This is a genomic window from Pseudomonas sp. S2_E01 (assembly GCF_054668365.1).
Map to the genome: position 1 here is coordinate 5706211 of NZ_CP162762.1, position 22143 is coordinate 5728353.

At 59.1% G+C, this 22143-nt stretch carries 21 protein-coding genes; 8 read left to right on the forward strand and 13 right to left on the reverse strand.

The genetic code is table 11. From position 1 onward, the window contains the following. Positions 1–180 precede the first annotated feature (180 nt). The gene (cfaB, locus tag AB4O36_RS26300; RefSeq protein WP_460140625.1) at positions 181–1368 is read left to right on the forward strand and encodes a C17 cyclopropane fatty acid synthase CfaB; all 1188 of its coding nucleotides are present in this window, start codon (positions 181–183) and stop codon (positions 1366–1368) included. Here the strand turns inward: cfaB and cls are convergent. Continuing rightward, positions 1365–2804 (reverse strand): cardiolipin synthase, encoded by a 1440-nt coding sequence (gene cls, locus AB4O36_RS26305; protein WP_460119556.1) that lies wholly within the window; start codon positions 2802–2804, stop codon positions 1365–1367. The two genes, cfaB and cls, sit on opposite strands and share 4 nt — an antisense overlap. 131 nt (positions 2805–2935) lie before the next feature. Here cls and AB4O36_RS26310 point away from each other — a divergent pair, with 131 nt between their 5' ends. Further along, complete coding sequence (locus tag AB4O36_RS26310; RefSeq protein ID WP_460119558.1) at positions 2936–3457, forward strand: DUF3617 domain-containing protein; 522 nt, start codon at positions 2936–2938, stop codon at positions 3455–3457. Positions 3458–3534: 77 nt separating this feature from the next. Here AB4O36_RS26310 and AB4O36_RS26315 read toward each other — a convergent pair whose 3' ends face one another. The 4 genes from AB4O36_RS26315 to AB4O36_RS26330 all read right to left on the reverse strand — a co-directional run bounded on the left by AB4O36_RS26315 (position 3535) and on the right by AB4O36_RS26330 (position 6093). Further along, positions 3535–4434 (reverse strand): His/Gly/Thr/Pro-type tRNA ligase C-terminal domain-containing protein, encoded by a 900-nt coding sequence (locus tag AB4O36_RS26315; RefSeq protein ID WP_460140626.1) that lies wholly within the window; start codon positions 4432–4434, stop codon positions 3535–3537. 17 nt (positions 4435–4451) lie between these two features. After that, entirely contained in the window at positions 4452–4694 is a 243-nt protein-coding gene (locus tag AB4O36_RS26320; protein WP_460140627.1) for a hypothetical protein, read from the reverse strand. Further along, on the reverse strand, positions 4691–5587 hold the full coding sequence (gene folE2 / locus AB4O36_RS26325) for a GTP cyclohydrolase FolE2 (RefSeq protein ID WP_460140628.1): 897 nt from the start codon (positions 5585–5587) through the stop codon (positions 4691–4693). The genes AB4O36_RS26320 and folE2 overlap by 4 nt, the downstream gene beginning before the upstream one ends. Before the next feature lie 128 nt (positions 5588–5715). Further along, positions 5716–6093: a glutamine synthetase gene (locus AB4O36_RS26330; protein WP_460140629.1), complete on the reverse strand. Its 378-nt coding sequence runs from the start codon at positions 6091–6093 to the stop codon at positions 5716–5718. A 142-nt stretch (positions 6094–6235) separates the two neighbouring features. Here AB4O36_RS26330 and zigA point away from each other — a divergent pair, with 142 nt between their 5' ends. After that, positions 6236–7444, forward strand: coding sequence for a zinc metallochaperone GTPase ZigA (gene zigA / locus AB4O36_RS26335; protein WP_460140630.1), 1209 nt, complete (start codon positions 6236–6238; stop codon positions 7442–7444). A gap of 3 nt (positions 7445–7447) precedes the next feature. Here the strand turns inward: zigA and AB4O36_RS26340 are convergent, their stop codons facing one another. After that, a complete protein-coding gene (locus tag AB4O36_RS26340) occupies positions 7448–7804 on the reverse strand; it encodes an NADH:ubiquinone oxidoreductase (protein WP_460119568.1) in 357 nt (118 codons plus the stop codon). A gap of 27 nt (positions 7805–7831) precedes the next feature. Between AB4O36_RS26340 and AB4O36_RS26345 the strand changes: the two genes are divergently transcribed. Next, the gene (locus AB4O36_RS26345; RefSeq protein WP_460119570.1) at positions 7832–8797 is read left to right on the forward strand and encodes a CobW family GTP-binding protein; all 966 of its coding nucleotides are present in this window, start codon (positions 7832–7834) and stop codon (positions 8795–8797) included. Here AB4O36_RS26345 and AB4O36_RS26350 read toward each other — a convergent pair. Further along, positions 8794–9207 carry a DUF3301 domain-containing protein gene (locus AB4O36_RS26350; protein WP_460126861.1) on the reverse strand — a complete coding sequence of 138 codons (414 nt, stop codon included), beginning with the start codon at positions 9205–9207 and terminating at the stop codon, positions 8794–8796. The genes AB4O36_RS26345 and AB4O36_RS26350 overlap by 4 nt on opposite strands. 117 nt (positions 9208–9324) lie before the next feature. Between AB4O36_RS26350 and pdxY the strand changes: the two genes are divergently transcribed. After that, positions 9325–10197 carry a pyridoxal kinase PdxY gene (gene pdxY, locus AB4O36_RS26355; protein ID WP_460119572.1) on the forward strand — a complete coding sequence of 291 codons (873 nt, stop codon included), beginning with the start codon at positions 9325–9327 and terminating at the stop codon, positions 10195–10197. Positions 10198–10311: 114 nt separating this feature from the next. Here the strand turns inward: pdxY and AB4O36_RS26360 are convergent, their stop codons facing one another. After that, a complete protein-coding gene (locus AB4O36_RS26360; protein ID WP_460119574.1) occupies positions 10312–10794 on the reverse strand; it encodes an acyl-CoA thioesterase in 483 nt (160 codons plus the stop codon). Between the two features lie 281 nt (positions 10795–11075). Here AB4O36_RS26360 and AB4O36_RS26365 point away from each other — a divergent pair, with 281 nt between their 5' ends. Next, positions 11076–12839 carry a cation:proton antiporter gene (locus tag AB4O36_RS26365; protein WP_460119576.1) on the forward strand — a complete coding sequence of 588 codons (1764 nt, stop codon included), beginning with the start codon at positions 11076–11078 and terminating at the stop codon, positions 12837–12839. A 20-nt stretch (positions 12840–12859) separates the two neighbouring features. Here AB4O36_RS26365 and AB4O36_RS26370 read toward each other — a convergent pair whose 3' ends face one another. The 4 genes from AB4O36_RS26370 to uvrD all read right to left on the reverse strand — a co-directional run bounded on the left by AB4O36_RS26370 (position 12860) and on the right by uvrD (position 17210). After that, positions 12860–13267 (reverse strand): SMI1/KNR4 family protein, encoded by a 408-nt coding sequence (locus AB4O36_RS26370; protein ID WP_077430996.1) that lies wholly within the window; start codon positions 13265–13267, stop codon positions 12860–12862. A gap of 147 nt (positions 13268–13414) precedes the next feature. After that, on the reverse strand, positions 13415–14284 hold the full coding sequence (locus AB4O36_RS26375; RefSeq protein WP_460119578.1) for a Tim44 domain-containing protein: 870 nt from the start codon (positions 14282–14284) through the stop codon (positions 13415–13417). A gap of 180 nt (positions 14285–14464) precedes the next feature. Further along, positions 14465–14905, reverse strand: a complete 441-nt coding sequence (locus AB4O36_RS26380; RefSeq protein ID WP_460140631.1) for an EamA family transporter — start codon at positions 14903–14905, stop codon at positions 14465–14467. 121 nt (positions 14906–15026) lie between these two features. Next, a complete protein-coding gene (gene uvrD / locus AB4O36_RS26385; protein ID WP_460140632.1) occupies positions 15027–17210 on the reverse strand; it encodes a DNA helicase II in 2184 nt (727 codons plus the stop codon). A 256-nt stretch (positions 17211–17466) separates the two neighbouring features. On the opposite strand from uvrD, the gene AB4O36_RS26390 reads away from it, so the two are divergent. After that, positions 17467–20331 (forward strand): EAL domain-containing protein, encoded by a 2865-nt coding sequence (locus AB4O36_RS26390; protein WP_460140633.1) that lies wholly within the window; start codon positions 17467–17469, stop codon positions 20329–20331. Positions 20332–20393: 62 nt separating this feature from the next. Here the strand turns inward: AB4O36_RS26390 and AB4O36_RS26395 are convergent, their stop codons facing one another. After that, positions 20394–20708: a hypothetical protein gene (locus AB4O36_RS26395; RefSeq protein ID WP_460140634.1), complete on the reverse strand. Its 315-nt coding sequence runs from the start codon at positions 20706–20708 to the stop codon at positions 20394–20396. A 352-nt stretch (positions 20709–21060) separates the two neighbouring features. Here AB4O36_RS26395 and hexR point away from each other — a divergent pair, with 352 nt between their 5' ends. After that, complete coding sequence (gene hexR / locus AB4O36_RS26400) at positions 21061–21927, forward strand: transcriptional regulator HexR (RefSeq protein ID WP_192307191.1); 867 nt, start codon at positions 21061–21063, stop codon at positions 21925–21927. Positions 21928–22143: the final 216 nt, after the last annotated feature.

Consider the following 22143-nt stretch of genomic DNA (forward strand, 5'->3'; position numbering starts at 1 on the left):
TTGATATTTTCCGAACTGCGCGAAGTATTTGTAGTCCTCTGAAAAGAGAACTCACGTTTTCTTCGAAGACATCGGGCTGAAGCGCTAACGGCCATAGAAAAGGGCTATCTAATCGATAGCCTGCTATTTTTCAGGGATGGTCTAACCTCACTTCAGACGTCTGAACCAGGGGGATATTCCATGCTCGCGCAACTTCCACCGGCCTTACAGAATCTGCAGCTACCGTTACGCCTGAGGCTCTGGGACGGCCACGAGTTCAACTTGGGGCCGACGCCCAGTGTCACGATTGTGGTCAAGGACCCGCAAATGGTCAGCCAGTTTGTCCACCCCAGCCTGGATGCTCTCGGCGCGGCATTCGTGGAAGGCAAGCTCGAGCTTGAAGGCTCCATGAGCGACGTGATCCGCGTCTGCGACGACTTGAGTCAGGCGTTGTTGGGCGAGGACGACGACAGTAATCCCGTGCGCACCGCCCACGACAAGGAAGCCGACGCCAAGGCTATTTCCTATCACTACGACCTCTCCAATGAGTTCTATCAGCTCTGGCTCGACAGTGACATGGCGTACTCCTGTGCTTATTTTGAAACCGGAAGCGAAACCCTGGAGCAGGCCCAGCAAGCCAAGTTCCGCCACTTGTGTCGCAAGCTTCGCCTGCAACCGGGGGACTATCTGCTGGACGTCGGGTGCGGTTGGGGTGGATTGGCGCGTTATGCGGCGCGAGAATTTGGCGCGAAGGTCTTCGGCATCACTCTCAGCAAGGAGCAACTGGTGCTGGCCCAGGAACGGGTCACCGCCGAAGGTCTGGATGATCAGGTCGAGCTGCAGTTGCTGGACTATCGCGACCTGCCTCAAGACGGTCGTTTCGACAAAGTGGTCAGCGTTGGCATGTTCGAACACGTCGGCCACGCAAACTTGGCCGAGTACTGCAAGACCTTGTTTGGCGCTGTGAAGGAGGGCGGCCTTGTGATGAACCACGGCATCACCGCCAAACACACAGATGGTCGCCCAGTAGGACGCGGGGCTGGTGAGTTCATCGAGAAGTACGTCTTTCCCAATGGCGAGCTGCCGCACCTGTCGATGATTTCTGCCGAGATCAGCGAGGCGGGTCTAGAGATCGTCGATGTCGAAAGTCTGCGTCTGCATTACGCGCGCACGCTTGATCATTGGAGCGAGCGATTGGAAGACAATCTGGAAACAGCCGGCAAGATGGTGCCCGAACAGGCGCTGCGCATCTGGCGGCTGTATCTGGCGGGATGCGCTTACGCCTTTGCCAGGGGCTGGATCAACCTGCATCAGATTCTCGCCGTGAAGGCTCATGGCGATGGCAGCCATGAACTGCCCTGGACCCGTGACGACATCTACACGCCTTAAAGTATCGGTGAAATAAGCCGGGCGATCCGCATGCCGACCTGTTGGAGGCGGTGGGTCTCCCGGCTTTCTTCCTTGGCCACTTCGTGTGCCTGGGCGAAGTCATCGTTGAGCATCTGTTGTACCTCGTTGGCGAAAGTACTGTCGACCGTCAGCAGCATCACTTCGAAATTCAACCGGAATGATCGATTGTCCATATTGGCACTGCCGATGGCGCTGATTTCGTTGTCGATCAACACGACCTTCTGATGCAGAAAGCCCGGCTCATAACGGAATACCCGCACGCCCGCGCGGACGGCTTCGAAGGCATAGAGGCTCGAGGCGGCGTAGACGATTCGGTGGTCGGGCCGTGACGGCAGCAGGATTCGCACATCGACACCGCGCAACACGGCGAGGCGCAAAGCCGCGAACACGGCTTCGTCGGGAATGAAATAGGGGCTGGTGATCCACACGCGTTCCTTTGCGGCGTGGATGGCTTCGACAAAGAACAGCGAACAGGTTTCGTAGGGATCGGCCGGTCCCGTGGCGAGTAATTGGCAGAGCACTCCGTCCTCCGGATACACCTCTGGCAGTATCAACGGCGGCAATGAGCGCGCGGCCCAGAACCAGTCTTCGGCGAAGGACTCCTGCATGCAGGCCACCACGGGCCCGCGCACCTTGACATGGGTATCGCGCCATGGAGCCAGGGGTGGTTTCTCACCCATGTATTCGTCGCCGATGTTGTGCCCGCCAACGAAACCGAGCACACCGTCGACCACCACGACCTTGCGATGGTTACGGAAGTTGACCTGGAAGCGATTGAGCCAGCCGCTGCGTGTCGCAAATGCTTTGACCTCTACACCGGCATCGCGCAGGGGCTGGACGTAACTATGGGGCAGGGAGTGACTGCCAATGCGGTCATAGAGCAGATAGACCGCGACGCCCTCGGCAGCTTTCTTTAGCAGCAACGACTGCAGGCGTTGCCCGAGGCGATCGTCATGGATGATAAAAAACTGGATCAACACCGCTTCTCTGGCCTGGCTGATCGCCTCGAATATCGCTTCGAAAGAAGCTGTGCCGTTGATCAACAGTTGCACTTCGTTGTTGGCCAGGCAGGGCATGCGTCCCAGCTTGGGCATTGCTCGCAATGAGGCGTAGGCGTTGGAGGCTCTGGCTGCCAGTGCTTCTTCTACCCAGGGCCGCCAGTTCAATTCGGAGATCGCCTTGCGCATTTCTTCGTTGGCCTGTCTGCGTGCCTTGATGTAACCATCGAAGGTGCTGCGGCCAAAGACCAGGTAGGGAATCAACGTAAGGTAAGGCATGAACAACAATGACAACGCCCAGGCGATCGAGCCTTGGGCGGTCCGGACGGTCAATACGGCATGCAAGGCGGCGATGAGCCCCAGGGAATGCAACAGCGCGATCAGATAACCGAATACATGCGGTCCGAAATAGTCCATGGGACAGCCTAGCTCCTGAAGATTCAATGCTTAACAGACCATGTTCCGTGCAGAATGTCGCTAATTAATTCGCCCATGAACCGAAGCCTGTGGCCGGCGTCTAACGGCCACTACTGATCAGGAGTTACTCGATGAACGTTCGTCTGCTGGGTTTGGCCGTGGCTTTTGGTGTGGCGCTTCCCGTAGTCGCTCAGGCGCAGATGTTGCAGCCGGGCTTGTGGGAGTTGACGTCCAGCAACATGAAAGTGGATGACCAGAATCTGCCGGATCTGCAATTGCTGCTCGGGCAAATTCAGAGCCAGATGACGCCGCAGCAACGGGCGCAGCTTGAGAAGCAAGGCATTACCATGGGCGGTAAAGGCATTCGTGCCTGCCTGACACCCGAGCAAGTGAAAAACGACAACATTCCCCTGACGGACCCTCAGTCGGGCTGCCGGCAAGAAATCACCGAGCGCAACGGCAACCAGTGGAAATTTCGTTTCAGCTGCCCGAAAGCCCAGGGCGCTGGAGTGGCGACGTTCTTGAGCGATCGGGAATTCACCACCAAGGTTAATGGCACATTCAACGCTACCGGCATCCAGCAGAAGGGTAGCCTGGATACGCGTGCGGTATGGTTGGGGCAGGATTGCGGGACGGTGAAGCCCCGAGCCTAAACCCCATCGCGAGCAGCCTCATTCCCGCAGTTAAAAAAGGCATTTCATTGTGGGCGAGGCTGCTCGGGACCCGACTTTCAAACCAGGGCAGGGTCGACTGCGCGCAACCACGCACACACCGCATCAATCGCCATCGTGCCGAAGTCTTCCCCGGTCTGGCTGCGCAAACTGACAAACCCACCTTCTTTTTCTCTTTCCCCGATCACCACCAGGTATGGCACTTGTTGGCTGTGCTCTCGAATCTTGTGGTGTACCTTTTCATTACGCAAGTCCGCGCGCGCTCGCACGCCACTCCGGCGCAAGGCTTCGGTTACCGACTGAGCGTAATCAGCCTGGCGATCGTCGATGCTGACAATCATCACGTGTGGCGGTGCCCGCCAGTTTTCGAGTTCTTCCTGAGAAGACCAGCAACTGCCGTAAATACGCTGTGGGGTCGTGGCGCTGATGTGATCCAGAGCAAAGGCTTGCAAGACCCTTGTCGCAGGGACATGCGGGCCCTTCGAATGGCATTCGAAGTCACCGAACAGGTAGGGCGTCAGTTCATCCTCCGTTGGCGATGGCGGGGGGCGACGGCGAATCGAGTGATTGGTGGCCGCCAGCATTTTCATGCGCGCTTCGATACCCGCCAAATCGACCAGGTTCAAAGGACGTTCAAATTCAAACTCATGGTAAAAGCCATCTCCGAGCGCCGATCCGACGTGCAAATGCACCTTGGGGTAAATCTGTTTCACGGCGATGGCGAGCATCAGCGCGCAGGAGCGCCGCAGGATTTCCAGGCCATCAGGCTCTCGAGGCGTGATGATGCTGACCCGTGAATCGGATGTGAGCAGGAACTCACAATCCACCAGCACCCCGTTGACGCGACCCGCAACTGCCGCCTTGGCCAAGCCGGCGTTGATGCTGGCGGCAAGCTCATACACCGACAACGGCTGGTCGTATTCAAGCAATGAACCATCGCTCAGCGTGATGTGGATCATGTCGATGCTCGTGAGTGCTAGCGCGTAAACCCTAGAGGTAAAACCTGGTCGTTGTCATTAAGACATTTGTCGCGCCAGGTGATTTTTCCAAGCACCCGCGTCGTGCCGACACTGTGACCGGTCTTGGTCACGACCGTCGTGATCGAGAGCAATGGTGTGCCGCTCATTTCAGCAAAGCGGGGGAAGACGTTCTGTACCCATGGTAGGCCAGAAGGCACCGGCCTGGGTGCGTCCCAGCGTAACGCGTCGCGGCGAATCATGCTGCTTCCCAATTCCATCGGCTTTCGGCGACGGCGTCATGGGCATGGAGACTTTCCGCATGCACCACGCGAATCCGCAACGCTGTGATACCTGGAGAGCGCTTAAGGGCCAAATTCAGGCTTCGTGCGGCGTCCTCGCAAAACATCAGGTTCTGCCCGTTGGCCAAGGCGAAGGCTTGCTCATCGGCGCGTTTGACGGCGGTTTGCAAAGCGGTGCCGAGGGCTGCTTCGGCGTCATTGATCAGCGAAATCAGTGGCAGTTCATCCACGACCTCATCCAGGAGCAGGCTCAATTGCGCATGGCTGCGTTGGCTGTGAGGCGTCGCGACGATTCCTTTGGTTGAACCTAACCACGCCAAAATGTCTGCATGCTGCAAAGGCCGTGTTGCGAAATCATCGACGAATTGTTGTTGGATCAGCTGACGGGCCAGCGCTGCTGAGCAAGGGCACGTTGAGGAATAAGGCACATTGATTTTGAGTTCCACGTGGAACATCTCGTTTTTCAGGCGTGCTTCAACGCTCACGGGGTATGACTTCCAACCAGACAGCGCGCTGATGAGCGCCGGTCTCTTTAGCAGTAAATCAGCCTCAATCTTCAGGAAGGCACTGTCCGAAAGTCCTTCATGGGAGTCGAGGAATTGTTGCAGAACGCGTCGAATAGATTGCGCTGTCAGATTCTCGCGCTCCAGAAACTCCAGCGCGAGGTAGAGCCGTGACATGTGAATGCCGCGTGCCTCGCCATCGTCGAGACTGACACCCGCGTCGATTTTCGCACTGAGGCGTTGGCCGTCGAGAAGGATTGGTAGCGCAATGCCGCACATGCCCACCCATTCGAGGGGTAGGTTTTGGCGTGAGGGCTGCGCGGCGATATCCGGCAGGGTCAACGCGTTCATCGTCAGATCCATCGTGGTAGTCGAGAGGCGATGTTATGTTATTACATGAAGTTCAGCTATTTCTTTTTATGTGCCCTTTCGATCGCGTGCCTCAAGAACCTGTTGAGCAGGCGCAGGAAAGTCCAAACCTAACAACCGGTAATTCGGCTGCAGGTGAATTTGCCGCTGCTGCCGCCGGAGCTGGAAAAACGGTTGAGGGTGGTCCAGCCCACTCGACGGTTGTAGCCGACCCAGGCTTCGCCATCGGAGGCGATGCCGGTGAAGAAGGTCAGTTGCCCGTAGCGGCTGTTGGTCTGCGCCCAATAGCGATTCCCCTCACGTTCGAAGCCGCGCAAATAGATTGTGCTGCCGACGGTATTGACGCTGTAGGCGTTGCCATCTGCATCCACACAGGCCAGCAGATTTGCGCTTCGAGTGCAGTGAGCAAGGTTCGGCACTTGCGCCCCTGCATTCACTGCAGCCAGCAGCGAAATACACGTCAGCGTGATTTTCAGGGCATTACGCATGGGATTTCTCACCGTTAGGACCGCCTGGAGCATTGTGCCTTTTCCCCGTGGCGACAAGAGGGGGTGGATAGATTGCATTGTTATACTGTAACGTAAAAATAAGCCCGACATTGCGACCGGGCATTCCTGTGAGGATTCCCTGATGCCCAATCGTCTCCCTGTCACCGTCCTGTCGGGCTTTCTAGGCGCCGGTAAAAGCACGCTGCTCAACTACGTCCTGCGTAACCGCGAAGACCTGCGGGTGGCGGTGATCGTCAATGACATGAGTGAAATCAACATCGACGGCAGCGAAGTCCAGCGTGATGTCACCCTGAACCGCGCCGAAGAAAAACTGGTGGAAATGAGCAACGGATGCATCTGCTGCACCCTGCGCGAAGATTTGCTCGAAGAGGTCAGCCAACTCGCCCGGGACGGTCGCTTCGATTACCTGCTGATCGAATCCACCGGTATCGCCGAGCCACTGCCGGTAGCGGAAACCTTCACCTTCCGCGACGAAGAAGGGCGCAGCCTGTCCGATATCGCACGGCTCGACACGCTGGTGACCGTGGTCGACGGCGTCAACTTCCTGCTCGATTACCAGGCTGCCGAAAGCCTCGCGTCCCGTGGCCAAACCCTGGGCGAGGAAGATGAGCGGCTGATCACCGAGTTGCTGATCGAGCAGGTCGAATTCGCCGATGTGATCCTGATCAGCAAGATCGACCTGATCGGCAGCGGCGAGCGGCTGGAACTGATGGCGATCCTCGAAAGATTGAACCCGCATGCCGAGATCCTGCCGATGGTCATGGGCGAAATCCCTTTGGCGAAGATCCTCAATACCGGTCGTTTCGACTTCGAAAAAGCCGCACAGGCCCCAGGCTGGTTGCGAGAGATGCGCGGCGAACATGTACCGGAGACCGAGGAGTACGGCATCGCTTCCACGGCATACCGGGCTCGCAGGCCGTTCCATCCCCAGCGCTTCTTTAACTTCATCGATGGCGAATGGAGCAACGGCAAGCTACTGCGCTCCAAAGGCTTCTTCTGGCTGGCCAGCAAACCCATGGATGCCGGCAGTTGGTCCCAGGCCGGCGGTTTGATGCGCTACGGTTATGCCGGGCGCTGGTGGCGTTCAGTGCCGAAGGACCAATGGCCACAGGACGAGGAGAGCACCGCTGCGATCATGGCCAACTGGACTGCTGCCGTGGGCGACTGCCGACAGGAGCTGGTGTTCATCGGCCAGAACATCGACTTTGCACAACTCACGGCCGAGCTGGACGATTGCCTGCTGACCGATGAGGAAATGGCCCTTGGGCGCGAACGCTGGCAGTTGCTACCGGACCCGTTCGGCCCCTGGTATGAAGAAGTGGCAGCGTGATGTTCAAGGCTTGAGCCAGTTTCCCTGGCTCTGGCCTTCGCAATACGGCTTTAAATACGCCGCGTCTTTGGCCACGCCGTAATAGTGAATATCCTGCCGGTAAGGCATATTGGCGACTTGCGCATTGCTGCACACGCCGAATGCGCCGCTGGGGCAGTGGTCAACGTATTGCACCTCCACTTTCTGCCCGGCCAGGTTTGGCTGGCAGAATCCGTCGGCGAACAGTTTTTCCGGGATGTTGCGGTTCTCCTGGCAGACTTTCACGTCGAGTCGCTCAGCCGTGCTATGGACCACACAGGCCTGGGCCAGCGCCTCGCCAGAAACGAACGTGAGCAGCAACGTCCAGCCAATCAACCGCATCCTCCACCTCCTCAGACATCCTCGACCATGTTGCAGAACATTCCTACGCACGTGATCGCCGGCCCATTGGGCGCCGGCAAGACCAGCCTGATCAGGCACCTGCTGACGCAGCGCCCGGCAAACGAGCGCTGGGCGGTGCTGATCAACGAGTTCGGGCAGATCGGCATCGATGCCGCGCTGCTGACCCGTGACGCCGATGGTATCGCACTGGGTGAGGTGGCCGGAGGCTGTTTGTGTTGCGTCAACGGTGCGCCGTTCCAGGTCGGGCTCGGGCGATTGCTGCGCAAGGCGCGGCCGGACCGGCTGTTTATCGAACCTTCCGGGCTCGGTCATCCCGTGCAGTTGCTCATGCAGTTGGGTGAGGCGCCATGGCGCGGCGTGCTGGCTGTTCAGCCCAGCGTGCTGGTACTGGATGCCCAGGCGCTTGCAGCGGGTAAACCGTTGCCGGGGGCGCAGCAGGAGGCGTTGAACCATGCCGGGTTGTTGCTGCTGAACAAGTCCGAGCTTCTCGATGACGATGAGCGGCAGCGAATCATTTCCCAGCTTGCGAATCGGCGTTTGTACTGGACCCAGCAGGGAGCGTTGCCATTGAGTGAATTGCCCGGACTGGATGCTGCGGCGGTGGCGGGTGTGGATAACTTCGTCGCGCCCAAGGGACTGGGGCAAATGCCGGCGGTCTGGACCGATCCGGCGCGACCCATCTGCCTGCACCAACAGCAGGGCGATGTTTGGAGTATCGGTTGGCGCTGGCACCCGAGTCAGACGTTTGATTCGGCGCGCATCGACGGTTGGCTTGCAAGCCTTGCCTGGCGGCGGGCCAAGCTGGTTATCCACAGCTCTGGGGGGTGGGTTTCGGCCAATGCGCTGGATAACGCGCCTCTGAAATGGCAGCCCAGCGAATGGCGTCAGGATTCGCGCCTGGAGCTTATCTTCAGTGAGCCGCAGCCGGTGGATTCATTGCAGAGGGCACTGGGTGCCTGTCGCTCCGATTAAGGACGCCATTTCGTGTGTTCTTGCCGCCACTGACTAAGCTCAATCACTTCAGCACGGGGCTTGACCACGTCGGCCACCGGCGGGGTGTCGTCGAACGGCATTGGATAGGGTGCCAGCTCGATTTGGGCACTGTGGGGGCCGAACTGAGTGATGGTGCCGTTGTGGCGTGTTTCGCCCGTCACCGTGAACTCGAAGTTATACACACGTGCCAGACGCCGCTTACTGTTGGCGTCCTTGATGAACGCGATCTTCTTCAGCGCGACGTTGCCGTCCAACAACTCGATCCCGAGCTTGGTGCAATGCTGCTTGACCCGCTCCAGCGCGCGCTCGCGCAAGCCATGGTTGTGCCACAGCCACGCGCCTGCGGTAGCGAGCAGCATCAGCACGAATATATTTCCAAGGGTCAGCATCAACGGGTGCTCCAACAAATTGATGTCAGCTTAACTGCGTCGCCGGCCTGTCGTACAGGCTGCGTTTAGTCGCATACTGCGCGGCTCGAATTTCAATCGTTTGACGGAACTCTCGGCATGAAACGTACGCCCCATCTGCTCGCCATTCAGTCCCACGTGGTATTTGGCCACGCAGGCAACAGTGCCGCGGTTTTCCCGATGCAGCGGGTCGGGGTGAATGTCTGGCCGCTTAACACCGTACAGTTCTCCAACCACACCCAATATGGCCAATGGGCCGGTGAAGTGTTGGCACCGCAGCAGATCCCCGACTTGGTGCAAGGCATTGCAGCCATTGGCGAGTTGGGCAATTGCGACGCGGTATTGTCCGGCTATCTGGGCAGTGCGGCGCAAGGGCGGGCGATCCTCAAGGGTGTCGAGCAGATCAAGGCGATGAACCCCAAGGCGCTGTACTTGTGCGACCCGGTGATGGGCCATCCGGAGAAGGGCTGCAGCGTGCCGGCCGAAGTCAGCGACTTCCTGCTGGAAGAGGCGGCTGCCATGGCGGACTTCATGTGTCCGAACCAACTGGAGCTGGACAGCTTCTCCGGCCGCAAGCCGCAGTCGCTGTTCGATTGCCTGGCGATGGCGCGTGCGTTGCTGGCGCGAGGCCCGAGGGCCGTGCTGGTCAAGCACTTGGCATACCCCGGCAAACCGGCGGACGTGTTCGAAATGTTATTGGTGACGGCGGACGCGAGCTGGCATTTGCGCCGTCCGCTGCTGGCGTTCCCGCGTCAGCCGGTGGGCGTCGGCGACCTGACCTCCGGGCTGTTTCTGGCGCGAGTGTTGTTGGGTGACAGCCTGGTGGCAGCGTTCGAGTTCGCGGCTTCGGCGGTGCATGAGGTGTTGCTGGAGACCCAGGCGTGCGCCAGCTATGAGTTGGAGCTGGTACGCGCCCAGGATCGTATTGCGCATCCGCGGGTGCGGTTCGAGGCTACTGCAATCAGCCTCTGAGATTAAGGGGACCCCATCGCGGGCAAGCCCGCTCCTACAGGATTTGTGGTGTTCATTAATCCCTGTAGGAGCGGGCTTGCCCGCGATAGCTATCTAAAGCTCAACCTACAACCCTCAGGCATCACCCTTGATTTCCTGATAACGCTTCTCGAGCTCCTGGCGAATCTGCCGCCGCTGCTGGGCCTGGATGAAGCGGCGCTTTTCTTCGCTGTCTTTTGGTTGCAGCGGTGGCACAGGCGCCGGTTTGCGGTTGTCGTCCACCGCCACCATGGTGAAGAAGCAACTGTTGGTGTGGCGCACCGAGCGCTCGCGAATGTTCTCGGTCACCACCTTGATGCCCACTTCCATCGACGTGTTGCCGGTGTAGTTAACCGAGGCCAGGAACGTCACCAGTTCGCCGACGTGCACCGGCTCGCGGAAAATCACCTGATCCACTGACAGCGTCACCACGTAACGGCCGGCATAGCGGCTGGCACAGGCATAGGCCACTTCATCGAGGTACTTGAGCAAGGTGCCACCGTGAACATTGCCAGAGAAGTTGGCCATGTCAGGGGTCATCAGTACCGTCATCGACAACTGGGCGTTTCCGGGTTCCATAGCGTTCTCACGGGTCAAGGCTGGTTTCGGAAGGGTGCACCTCTACGGGTGCCTGAGCGGTTTTTCAAACCACAGTTATCGGGACGCCGGGCGGGTGATCGCCGTCACGCCAAATCTATCTGTTTCCATATATTGCACCGCCTTTTTGCCGGAAGTCGCGGTGTTACCCTGCAAAAGCCCGGTCCAAGGGCGATTCCTACGCAAAATGCGGATTTTTTCCTGCTCGATCAGACCTTTCGCGCGTCTGTTAATTGAGCAACGTCACCAAGGAGCCTCACACCATGCATGCCATCAGCTTTATCCAGGATCTGGCAGTGATCATGTTGGTCGCGGGTGTGGTGACCGTGTTGTTTCATCGTCTCAAACAGCCGGTCGTGCTGGGCTACATTGTCGCCGGCTTCATCATCGGCCCGCACACGCCACCGTTCGGTTTGATCCACGACGAAGAAACCATCAAGACGCTCGCCGAACTCGGGGTCATTTTCCTGATGTTCTGCCTGGGCCTGGAATTCAGCCTGCGCAAGCTGTTCAAGGTAGGCGCCACGGCCTTTATCGCGGCGTTCCTGGAAATTGTGCTGATGATCTGGATCGGCTACGAAATCGGTAGCTGGTTCGAATGGAACACCATGGACTCGCTGTTCCTCGGTGCGATCCTGGCGATTTCCTCGACCACTATCATCGTCAAGGCGCTTAACGACCTGAAGATGAAAAACGAGCGTTTTGCGCAGTTGATCTTTGGCGTGCTGATCGTGGAGGACATTCTCGGCATCGGCATTATCGCCCTGTTGTCGAGCATCGCCGTCAGCGGCACGGTCAGTTCCGGTGAGGTGTTTTCCACCGTCGGCAAGCTGTCGCTGTTCATGATTGTCGCCCTCGTGATCGGCATTCTGTTGGTGCCGCGACTGCTGGCCTATGTAGCCAGGTTCGAAAGCAACGAGATGCTGCTGATTACCGTGCTCGGCCTGTGTTTCGGCTTCTGCCTGCTGGTCGTGAAGCTTGAGTACAGCATGGTTTTGGGTGCGTTCCTGATTGGCGCGATCATGGCTGAATCGCGGCAACTGCTGAAGATCGAGCGCCTGGTCGAACCGGTTCGCGACCTGTTCAGCGCAATCTTCTTCGTGGCGATCGGCTTGATGCTCGATCCGATGATTCTGTTGCAATACGCGTGGCCGATTGCAGTCATCACCGTCGCTGTGGTGCTTGGCAAAATGCTTTCCTGCGGGTTGGGCTCCTTTATTGCCGGCAATGACGGACGAACCTCACTGCGCGTGGGGATGGGGCTTTCGCAGATTGGCGAGTTTTCCTTCATCATCGCGGCGCTGGGCATGACCCTGCAGGTCACCAGCAACTTCCTTTACCCGGTGGCGGTCGCGGTGTCGGTGATCACCACGCTGCTCACGCCTTACCTGATACGCGCGGCCGATCCACTGTCGATCAAGCTGGCGGCAGTGATGCCGCAACGCATGAGTCGAGTGTTGGGGATGTATGGCGAATGGCTGCGCAACATCCAGCCCCAGGGCGAGGGCGCGCTGCTGGCCTCGATGATCCGGCGGATTCTGTTGCAGGTAGGGGTCAACCTGGCACTGGTGATTGCGATCTTCTTCACGGGTGCGTACTTCGCCGCACGCATCTCCACCTATCTGCAAGACTGGATCAGCGATCCAAGTTGGCAGAAAGCATTGATCTGGGGAGGCGCGTTGCTATTGTCGCTGCCGTTCCTGATCGCCGCCTATCGCAAGCTAAAGGCACTGTCGATGCTGCTCGCGGAGATGGGGGTGAAGCCGGAGATGGCAGGCCGCCACACGCAGCGAGTGCGTCGGGTCATCTCCGAAGTGATCCCGATCCTCTCGCTGCTGGTGATATTCCTGCTGTTGTCAGCCTTGTCGGCCAGTATCCTGCCCACCAACAAACTGCTGGTGCTGGTCGCCGTGGTCGCGGCCGGCGTGGCGGCGTTGCTCTGGCGCTGGTTCATCCGCGTGCACACGCGGATGCAGGTGGCCTTGCTCGACACTCTGGATAACCACAAGGATTCAGCCGGGCATTGAGCATACGGGGTGCGGGCGTCTCAGCTTTCCAGCCAGACGTCCCGTGCCCAGTGCCACACCGACTCCCAGGTTTCTTCGGCAATCAGCTCTTCTTCGGCTTGCCACAGCACCACGGTGCCGTCTTCTTCGACCAGATAATAATCGTCACCGTCCTGGCAGATCGGGATCATGCTGCGATCGACGCCAGCGTCCCAGGCGTTGGCAGCCACATCGGGCAGGTAGGTGTGGGATTGCGGGTCGGTGACGGTCACCGGCTCCAGGCTGCCATAGACCACGTCGCTGACGGTCAGCAAAAACTCCCGGAAGACAAAGGGAATGTCGATGAACAGCTGTTCTTCGATTTCGACCAACAGGTCCTCGTCGGGTAACTCCAGGGGCACCGGAACCGGTTCGTTGGCTTCACGCAGTTGTTCGATGATTTCTTCCACGTCCGGGATCCTCTAGCTTGTGTGGCGCGGTTTGTATGGGGCGGTTTATACAGTAGCTTGCTATGGATGCAACCGCGAAATAGAAAAACCCGGCCGAGGCCGGGTTTTTCATTAGACAGCGTTGAGTCACATCGAACGCAGGGCAGATCAGCCGTTCTGGCGGATACCGGCCACCAGCCAAGGCTGGTTCTCACCCTGAGCACGTTCCATGTTCCAGCTTTCGCTGAAGACTTCGCCCTGGTCGAAGCGAGAGGTCTTCGACACGCCGCTGAAGGTCAGGGTGGCGATGGTCTTGTCGGCACGATCATCGACGCCATCGAGTTGCACGTTGAGGTTGTCAATGTAGGTCGACTGGAAACCGTCGCCCAGATCGGCACGCTCGCGCTTGAGGAACTCAAGCAGTTGCGGGGTGACGAACTCGGCAATCTTGTCCATTTCGTTGGCGTCCCAATGTTGCTGCAGGGACTGGAAGTGACTGCGTGCGGCTTCAATGAAGTTGTGCTCATTGAACCAGGCCGGGGCATTGATCACCGGACGGGCGGCAGCCGGAGCCGCGGAACCACCGAAGATCGAGCCCATGGATGGCTTTTGCTCGAACACTTCACGCTGCATTGGAGCGCCGGCTGGAGCGAGGTGCTCCTGTTGCTTGCGGCGGCGAGCGGCGATGAAGCGGAAGACCAGGAAGGCAATGACTGCCATGATCAGGATGTCGAAGATCTGCATGCCCTGGAAGCCGCCGCCCATGAACATGGAGGCCAGCAGGCCACCGGCGGCGATGCCGGCCAGGGGGCCGAGCCAGCGAGAGGCACCGCCGGCTTTGGCGGCAGCGCCAGCGGCACCGGCCGCGCCCGCAGTGGCAGCAGCGCCGCCTGCAGCAGAAGAAGGAGCCATTTGGCTGGTCTGGTGAGTCGGCGCGGCGCCGGAGCTCTTGCCGCCACCAAAGCGCTTGGCGTTGGCGTCGAGGCTCATCGTCAGGCCGATGCACAACGCCATGGCGATGCTAAGAAAACGTTTCATAAAGGGAATTCCCATTTGTGGATGGCACGCGTCGCCATGTTGCACAGGTGAAGGGTGACTGGCTAGCGACAGATTGTTTCGGGCTTTTGCCTGACAGGTCGGGTTCAGCTTCAGTCAGCGCAATCAGGCTTGTTTACTTTGGTCAGTAGGATTGGTGGATAAGTTCTGTAGGAAGGTGTCTCAGCGTCGTAACGCCAGCATCACCACACCCGCAGTGATCAGACCGATTCCACCCCATTGGCGCAGGTCGAGTTTCTCGCCCAGCAGCAAGACGCCAAGCACGGCTACCAACACCACGCTGAGCTTGTCCACTGGTGCCACCAACGACGCTGGGCCGACTTTCAGCGCACGGAAGTAGCAAATCCACGATGCTCCGGTCGCAAGACCCGACAGCAGCAGGAACAGGTAACTCTTTGGCGAGATCGAGCCCAGGGACTGATATTGGCCCGTGGCGTACAAAATCAAGGCCAGGCTGACCAGGACCACCACGGTGCGCAGCAGCGTGGCGAAGTCCGAGTTGACGTTTTCCACGCCGATTTTCGCGAAAACCGCAGTCAACGCCGCGAAAGCGGCGGACAACAGCGCCCAGAATGTCCATGAAGAAAAGAAACCCGAGCCCATGGTTGCTCCTTGTGGTGACAGTCCCTGTAGGAGCGAGCTTGCTCGCGATGGCGGTGGGTCAGTCAATACTGATGTGGCTGATACACCGCTATCGCGAGCAAGCTCGTTCCTACAGAAAGCCCTAGATCGCTTCCAGCTTCGCATACCCCAGCATCAGCCACTTGCTGCCTTCGCTGAAGTTCACCTGTACCCGCGCCTGGGCTCCCGCGCCCTCGAAGTTGAGGATCACGCCTTCGCCAAACACCGAGTGGCGTACGGCCTGGCCAAGGGTGAAACCGGTTTGCGGGATCTCGCTACCGCTGAACAGGCTGGATGTACTTTGTTGCTGACCGCCACCGAACGGCCGGCTCACGCTATTGGACAGCCGTACTTCCTGAACCAGACCTTTAGGCACCTCACGTACGAATCGCGAAACCTTGTTGTAGGTCTCACTCCCGTACAGCCGTCGGGTTTCCGCGTAGGTCATGACCAGATTCTGCATGGCGCGGGTAATGCCCACATATGCCAGACGCCGTTCCTCCTCGAGACGGCCGGGTTCTTCCAGGCTCATCTTGTGCGGGAACAGGCCTTCTTCCATGCCCACCAGGAACACGTAGGGAAACTCCAGGCCCTTGGCGCTGTGCAAGGTCATCAACTGAATGCTGTCTTCGTGCTCGTCCGCCTGGGTATCGCCGGCCTCCAGCGATGCGTGGCCGAGGAACGCCGCCAATGGCGTCAGGTCTTCGTCCTCTTCGGTGTTTTCGAAGTTGCGCGCGGCGCTGACCAGTTCCTCAAGGTTTTCGACCCGGGCCTGGCCTTTCTCGCCTTTTTCCGCCTCGTGGTAGGCGATCAGCCCGGACTGCTCGATGACGGTTTGGGTCATCAGGTGCAGCGGCATCTCGATGCACTTGGCGGCGAGGTTCTCGATCAACTCCATGAACGCGCCCAGTGCGCCGGCTGCACGGCCAGTCACGCCTTTGTTGGCGATCAACTGGCGCATGGCTTCCCACATCGATACGTCGCTGTGGCGCGCATGTTCGCGAATTGCTTCAACGGTTTTTTCGCCGATGCCACGGGTCGGAACATTGATTACCCGTTCCAGCGCCGCATCGTTGCCACGGCCTTCCAGCAAGCGCAGGTAAGCCATGGCATTCTTGATTTCGGCCCGCTCGAAGAAGCGCTGGCCGCCATAAATTCGATACGGAATGCGCTCGCGCAGCAGGGCTTCTTCCAAGACGCGAGATTGGGCGTTGGAGCGGTACAAAATCGCGATATCACTGCGGGCCAGGCCGGTTTTCAGCGCGCTTTCAATGGTTTCCACCACATAGCGTGCTTCATCGTGTTCGTTGAACGCGGCGTACAGGTTGATCGCTTCGCCATCGCCGCCGTCCGTCCATAGCTCCTTGCCCATGCGCCCGGTGTTGTTGGCGATCAGGGCATTGGCAGCTTTCAGAATGCCAGCGGTGGAGCGGTAGTTCTGCTCCAGGCGGATGATCTCGGCATCCGGAAAATCATCGGAGTACTGATAGATGTTCTCGATTTTTGCGCCACGCCAGCCATAGATCGACTGATCGTCGTCGCCGACCACCATCAGGCTGTCGCCGCCCTTGGCCAGCAGCCGCAGCCAGGCGTACTGGACGGCGTTGGTGTCCTGGAACTCGTCCACAAGGATGTGACGGAAGCGTTTCTGGTAATGCGCCAGCAGGCCTGGATGATCGCGCCACAGGTCCAGTGCGCGCAGCAGCAGTTCGGAGAAGTCGATGACACCGGCGCGCAGGCACGCGGCCTCATAGGCTTCATAAATGCTGCGCATGGTCGTCAGGAACAGGTCGCCACTGGCTTGAATGTGTTGCGGGCGCAGGCCTTCGTCTTTCTGCCCGTTGATGAACCACTGGGCCTGACGGGCCGGCCAGCGCTGCTCGTCCAGGCCCAGGTCGCGGATCACGCGCTTGACCAGTCGCTGCTGGTCGTCGCTGTCGAGAATCTGAAAGGTCTGGCTCAGGCCGGCTTCCTGCCAGTGCGCCCGCAGCAGTCGGTGCGCCAGGCCGTGGAAGGTGCCGACCCACATGCCGGCCGGGTTGATGCCCATCAGCTGCTCGATGCGATGGCGCATCTCGGCAGCGGCCTTGTTGGTGAAAGTCACCGACAGGATTGAGTGGGGCGAGGCGTTTTCGACCTGGATCAACCAGGCGATACGGTGCACCAACACTCGGGTTTTACCGGAGCCAGCACCGGCCAGGACCAACTGACGACCCACGGGGGCCGCTACGGCCTGACGTTGGGCATCGTTGAGGGAGTTCAGCAAAAGGGAGAGATCATCGCGCATCGGGGCATTCTAGGGGGCCGCGCCACACCGGGCAAACCCCGCTTTGCTTTAGCCGATGAAAGATGCGGCCGGGACGACCGGTCGGTCATCCGCTGCAGGTGCTGACGGGCCTCGCTTGCAGGGTTTGCGGGGGGCCGGAGGGCCAAGTACTTTTGTCGAATTTATGATCTGCAGCAGTTTGGTAAGGTCATTGGCTTGTGTATGCTCCGTCCACGTTCGGACTCAGCTCATCCTTATAAGAACAAGAATATTGTCTATGACCCTCAGCTCCGACCTGTCGGGCCCTGTTGTGGAGCCCCGGGTTATTCGCAAACAGTACGCCATGGAAATGGCGGTCGAGCGTACGCGCCTGCTTTATCAAGGCTCGCTGTTGCCGACACTGTTCATGCTGATCAATGGACTGGTCTGTGCAGGCCTGCTGTGGAGTCCACAGCGCTATTTCGTGGTCACCGTCTGGCTGGTGTGGTTGCTCTCGCTGGTGGCGTTGCGCGTCATCCAGGTGGCGGCCTTCGATTCGGCGATACCTCACCGCCAGGCTCATCCCGTCTGGCGTCGCATGTTCCTGCTGGGCTCGGCCATGACCGGGCTGACGCTGGCCGGCGCCGGCATCGCCCTGGTCCCCGCCGACGATTTCATCCAGCAGGCCTGGGTGTTTGGCCTCATCGGCGCGGCGGCGCTTTCGGCCAGTGTGGCCTACGCAGTCAGCCTTCCTGCGTTCCTTTCGTTCACCTTGCCATGCCTCTTGCCTGCCATCGCTTACCTTTTCTGGGGCGGTGACTCACAAGGGCAGGGTTGGGGCTGGTTCGGACTGATCCTGCTGGGGGCATTGAGTGTCGTGGCCTGGCAGGTCAATCGGCTGATCGATGGCGGCTTGCTGCGTCGTTTCCAGAACCAGGCGCTGATTGAACACTTGCAGGCCGCGCAAAACCAAAGCGATCAACTGAACCAGGAGCTGGCCAGGGAAATCGAGCAGCGTCGCCGTGCTGAAGATGAGTTACGTGAAATCCAGACCGGGCTGCAAATCCGCGTCGACGAGCGCGGCCTTGAGCTGGACGCCGCCAACCATGCTCTGGGAAAAAGTGAGGCGCGGCTGGCGCTCGCGTTGAAAGCCAGCGAATTGGGGTTGTGGGACTGGAACCTGCAGACCGACGAGGTTCACCACACGCATCTGCAGGAGCTGTTTGGCCTCGATCCGGAGTTCATTACGGCGATGCTTGGTCATCTCACGCCGCGTTTGCACCCGGAGGACGTGCCAGGACTCAAGCGGGCTCTCGTCGAGCACTTGAAGGGCCGCAGCGAGGATTATCAGATTGAGTACCGGGTGCGCCATGGGGCGGGTCACTGGGTCTGGATCGAGGACCGGGGGCGCGCGGTCGAGCGTACCGAAAATGGCCGGGTGATCCGCATGGTCGGCACCCGCCGCGACATCACTGCCAGTAAAAACCTCGAGGCGCAGCAGCAACTGGCGGCGACGGTGTTCGAGGCGGCCAGTGAAGGCATCATGATTTTCGACCCGAACTACGCCCTCATCGCGGTCAACCAGGCGTTCAGCCGTTTAAGCGGTTATGACCTGGAAGACATGATCGGGTGCAACGTTGTCGAGCTGCCATGCAGTCGCGATGCCCGCCGGCACTACGGGGCGATCCATCAGGCACTGGAGCAGCATGGCAGTTGGCAAGGCGAGCTGGTAGAAACGCGCAAGAATGGCGAGCTGTATCCGCAGTGGCTGCAATTGAACGTTGTGCGCGATAACCGAGGAAATATCAGCCATATCGTGGGCTTCTTCGCCGATCTCTCAGCGCGACGTGAATCTGAAGAGCGCATGCGCTATCTGACTCACTACGACGAACTGACTGGCCTGGCCAACCGCTCGCTGTTCCACGAACGCCTGAGGGAGGCGCATCAGCGTGTGCGCCAGGGCGGTCGTAGCCTGGCGTTGCTGCACATTAACCTCGACCGCTTCAAATTGCTCAACGACAGTTTGGGCCATGAAATCGCCGACCAGCTGTTGCAGAAAATGTCCCGGCGTCTGGTCAACGCGCTGCCGGAGGCGGACACCATCGCACGGCTGTCCGGCGATGAATTCGCCGTGCTGTTCGACGCCTACGGCACACTCTCGAGCCTGGCGCGGGTGGCGACGCGACTGTCGACCAAGCTGCGCGTGCCGGTGACGGTCGACGGGCATGAACTGGTGGTCAGCGCCTCCATGGGCATCAGCATGCTGCCGGACAATGCGCGGGAAATCTCCGCCCTGGTGAGCCAGTCGAACATGGCCATGCAACACGCCAAGCACCTGGGCGGCAACAATTTCCAGTTCTACACCGACAGCCTTCAAGCCAGCACCCTTGAGCGCCTGCAACTGGAAAACCGGCTGCGCAAAGCCATTGAAGAAAAGCAGCTGAACGTCTTCTATCAACCCAAACTGTGCCTCGCCACCGGCCGGCTGAATGCTGCTGAGGCGCTGGTGCGTTGGGATCACCCTCTATTAGGCAACGTCCCGCCGGGAGACTTCATCGGCCTGGCCGAGGAAACCGGGTTGATCGGCCCGATCGGTGAGTTTGTGTTACGACAGGCGTGCTGGCAGGCCTGCGAGTGGCAGCGCCAGGGCCTGGAGCCTATACGGGTGTCGGTGAACCTGTCGGTGCATCAACTGCGCCAGGGCAAACTGGTCAGCCTGGTGCGTCAGGTGCTGGAAGAAACTGGCCTGGCGCCGCACTACCTGGAACTGGAACTGACCGAAAGCCACTTGCTGGACAGCGTCGAACACATCATCGCGACCTTCCAGCAACTGCGGGACCTGGGCGTGAAACTGGCGATTGATGACTTCGGCACCGGCTACTCGTCCCTGAGTTACCTCAAGCGGATTCCGGTGGACTACGTGAAGATCGATCAGTCGTTCATTCGCGGCCTGGGGGAGGGCACGGTGGACGCGGCTATTACCCGGGCGATCATTGCGATGGCGCATGGGTTGTCGTTGAAGGTGGTGGCCGAGGGGGTCGAGAAGCAGGAGCAGCTGGAGTTTCTCCAGGGTGAGCGCTGCGATGAGGTGCAGGGCTACCTGATCAGTCGGCCGATTGAAGCGGATGGGCTGGCGGTCTTGTTGCGAGCGCAATGTAACTGAGTTGGAGTTCTCCATCAGTTGCAGGGAACGGGTGAAGAACTCCGAGTTTTACCGGTGACGCATTAACGCGGCATAATGATCGTATCAATGTGGTGCAGTAATGCACCTTCAAAGAAGATATCAACGCCAGTGACGTTAGACTTGCCGGATGCTACGTACTCAACACTCTTTTCAACGCGAATTTGAGCGGCTGGTTCGTCGATGACATCAAGTTTCAACTCAAGTCGCAGGTTAAACGATTTGTCCTGAATGGGAGTCATAACAAGCCGTGGGGTAACGCCAGCGTGCGGAACGATTACGGTGCCGTCAGTGCGGAAAAATTCCGAGTCGGGCAGTTGGTTGATTTGTGCGGTCCAATTTTTGGTTTCGATAAACATTAGTGTAGTTCCTTTTAATTAAGTTAGTTGCGTCCTGCCCGATTAACTTAACGAAGGTTCTGGTTATTTGGAAGTTGTTATTATCAGGTATTTGTAAGTTGTCGTGTTGTATGTGGGATTAGTTGCGGAAGAAGCTTTTTAAAATTTTCAAGGATTTGAACTGAAAACGTTGTTCGTTTGATAGGCGCGTGCCGACATTAAAAAACGCTGTCAAAAAGTGCTACATGGAACGCACATGCCGGAAAATAAGGGATCTGGTCACGCATTTGAGCAGGCAAAAAGCCGATTCATGTAGTATAACTACAAGCGTGCTACATCTCCGGCACCTGCCCATAACAAAGAGTCCAGGCCCTTGAATCTGCTGCAACACATCGCCCAGTCACGTCACCTGTTACGCAAGTCGGAGCTCAAGGTCGCCGACCATGTGCTGCTTGACCCTGCGGCGGTGATGCACAGTTCCATGGCCGATCTGGCCCACAGCGTGGGTATCAGCGAGCCGACCATCGTGCGCTTCTGTCGTGCCATCGGTTGCTCCGGGTTTCAGGATCTGAAACTCAAGCTGGCGCAGAGCCTGGCGGCGGGGGCGAGTTTTGGCCAGTTCGCCATCCATGAAGATGACTCCGTCGCCGACTACAGCCTGAAGATTTTCGATACCACGCTGCACACCCTGATGGAGGTTCGCGAGAAGCTCGATCCGGTGGAGTTGCAACGGGCCGTGTCGCTCATGTCCCAGGCGCAGCGTGTCGAATTTTATGGCTTCGGTGCATCCGGCGCGGTGGCGGCGGATGCGCAGCACAAGTTCTTTCGCCTGCTGCTGACGGCGGCGGCGTATTCCGACCCGCACATGCAGGCGATGTCGGCGGTGACGCTCAAGCCAAGCGACGTGGCGATCTGCATTTCCCAGTCGGGGCGCTCCAAGGACTTGCTGATTACGGCCAACCTGGTGCGCGAAAGCGGCGCCTCGTTGATTACCCTGTGCCCGAGCCAGACGCCGCTTGCCGAGTTGTCGACGGTCAATCTGGCCATCGACGTGCACGAAGACACCGAAATTTATACGCCGCTGACTTCGCGCATCGCTCACCTGGTGGTGATCGACGTGCTGGCGATGGGCGTGGCCATGGCGCGCGGGCCGAGCCTGGTCAACCACCTCAAGAGCGTCAAGCGCAGTCTGCGCAGCTTGCGCTTGTCGCCAAAGGCGGTGAAAGCGCTGGATGATTGATGACTGGCGTCATGGCAAGGTCGTATCGACCTTGATCGTCGGAACGCCGCCCGGAGCAGGCTCGCTCCCACAGGTTGCCTTGTGGACACCAATCCATTGTGGGAGCGAGCCTGCTCGCGATAATTCCCTCCAGATCGACAACTTTCACGAGTCTGTCACGCCCCCGCCGCCAAACGGTCATCCCCCGCGCCCATCCTGTAACTCCCGTACTCGCCT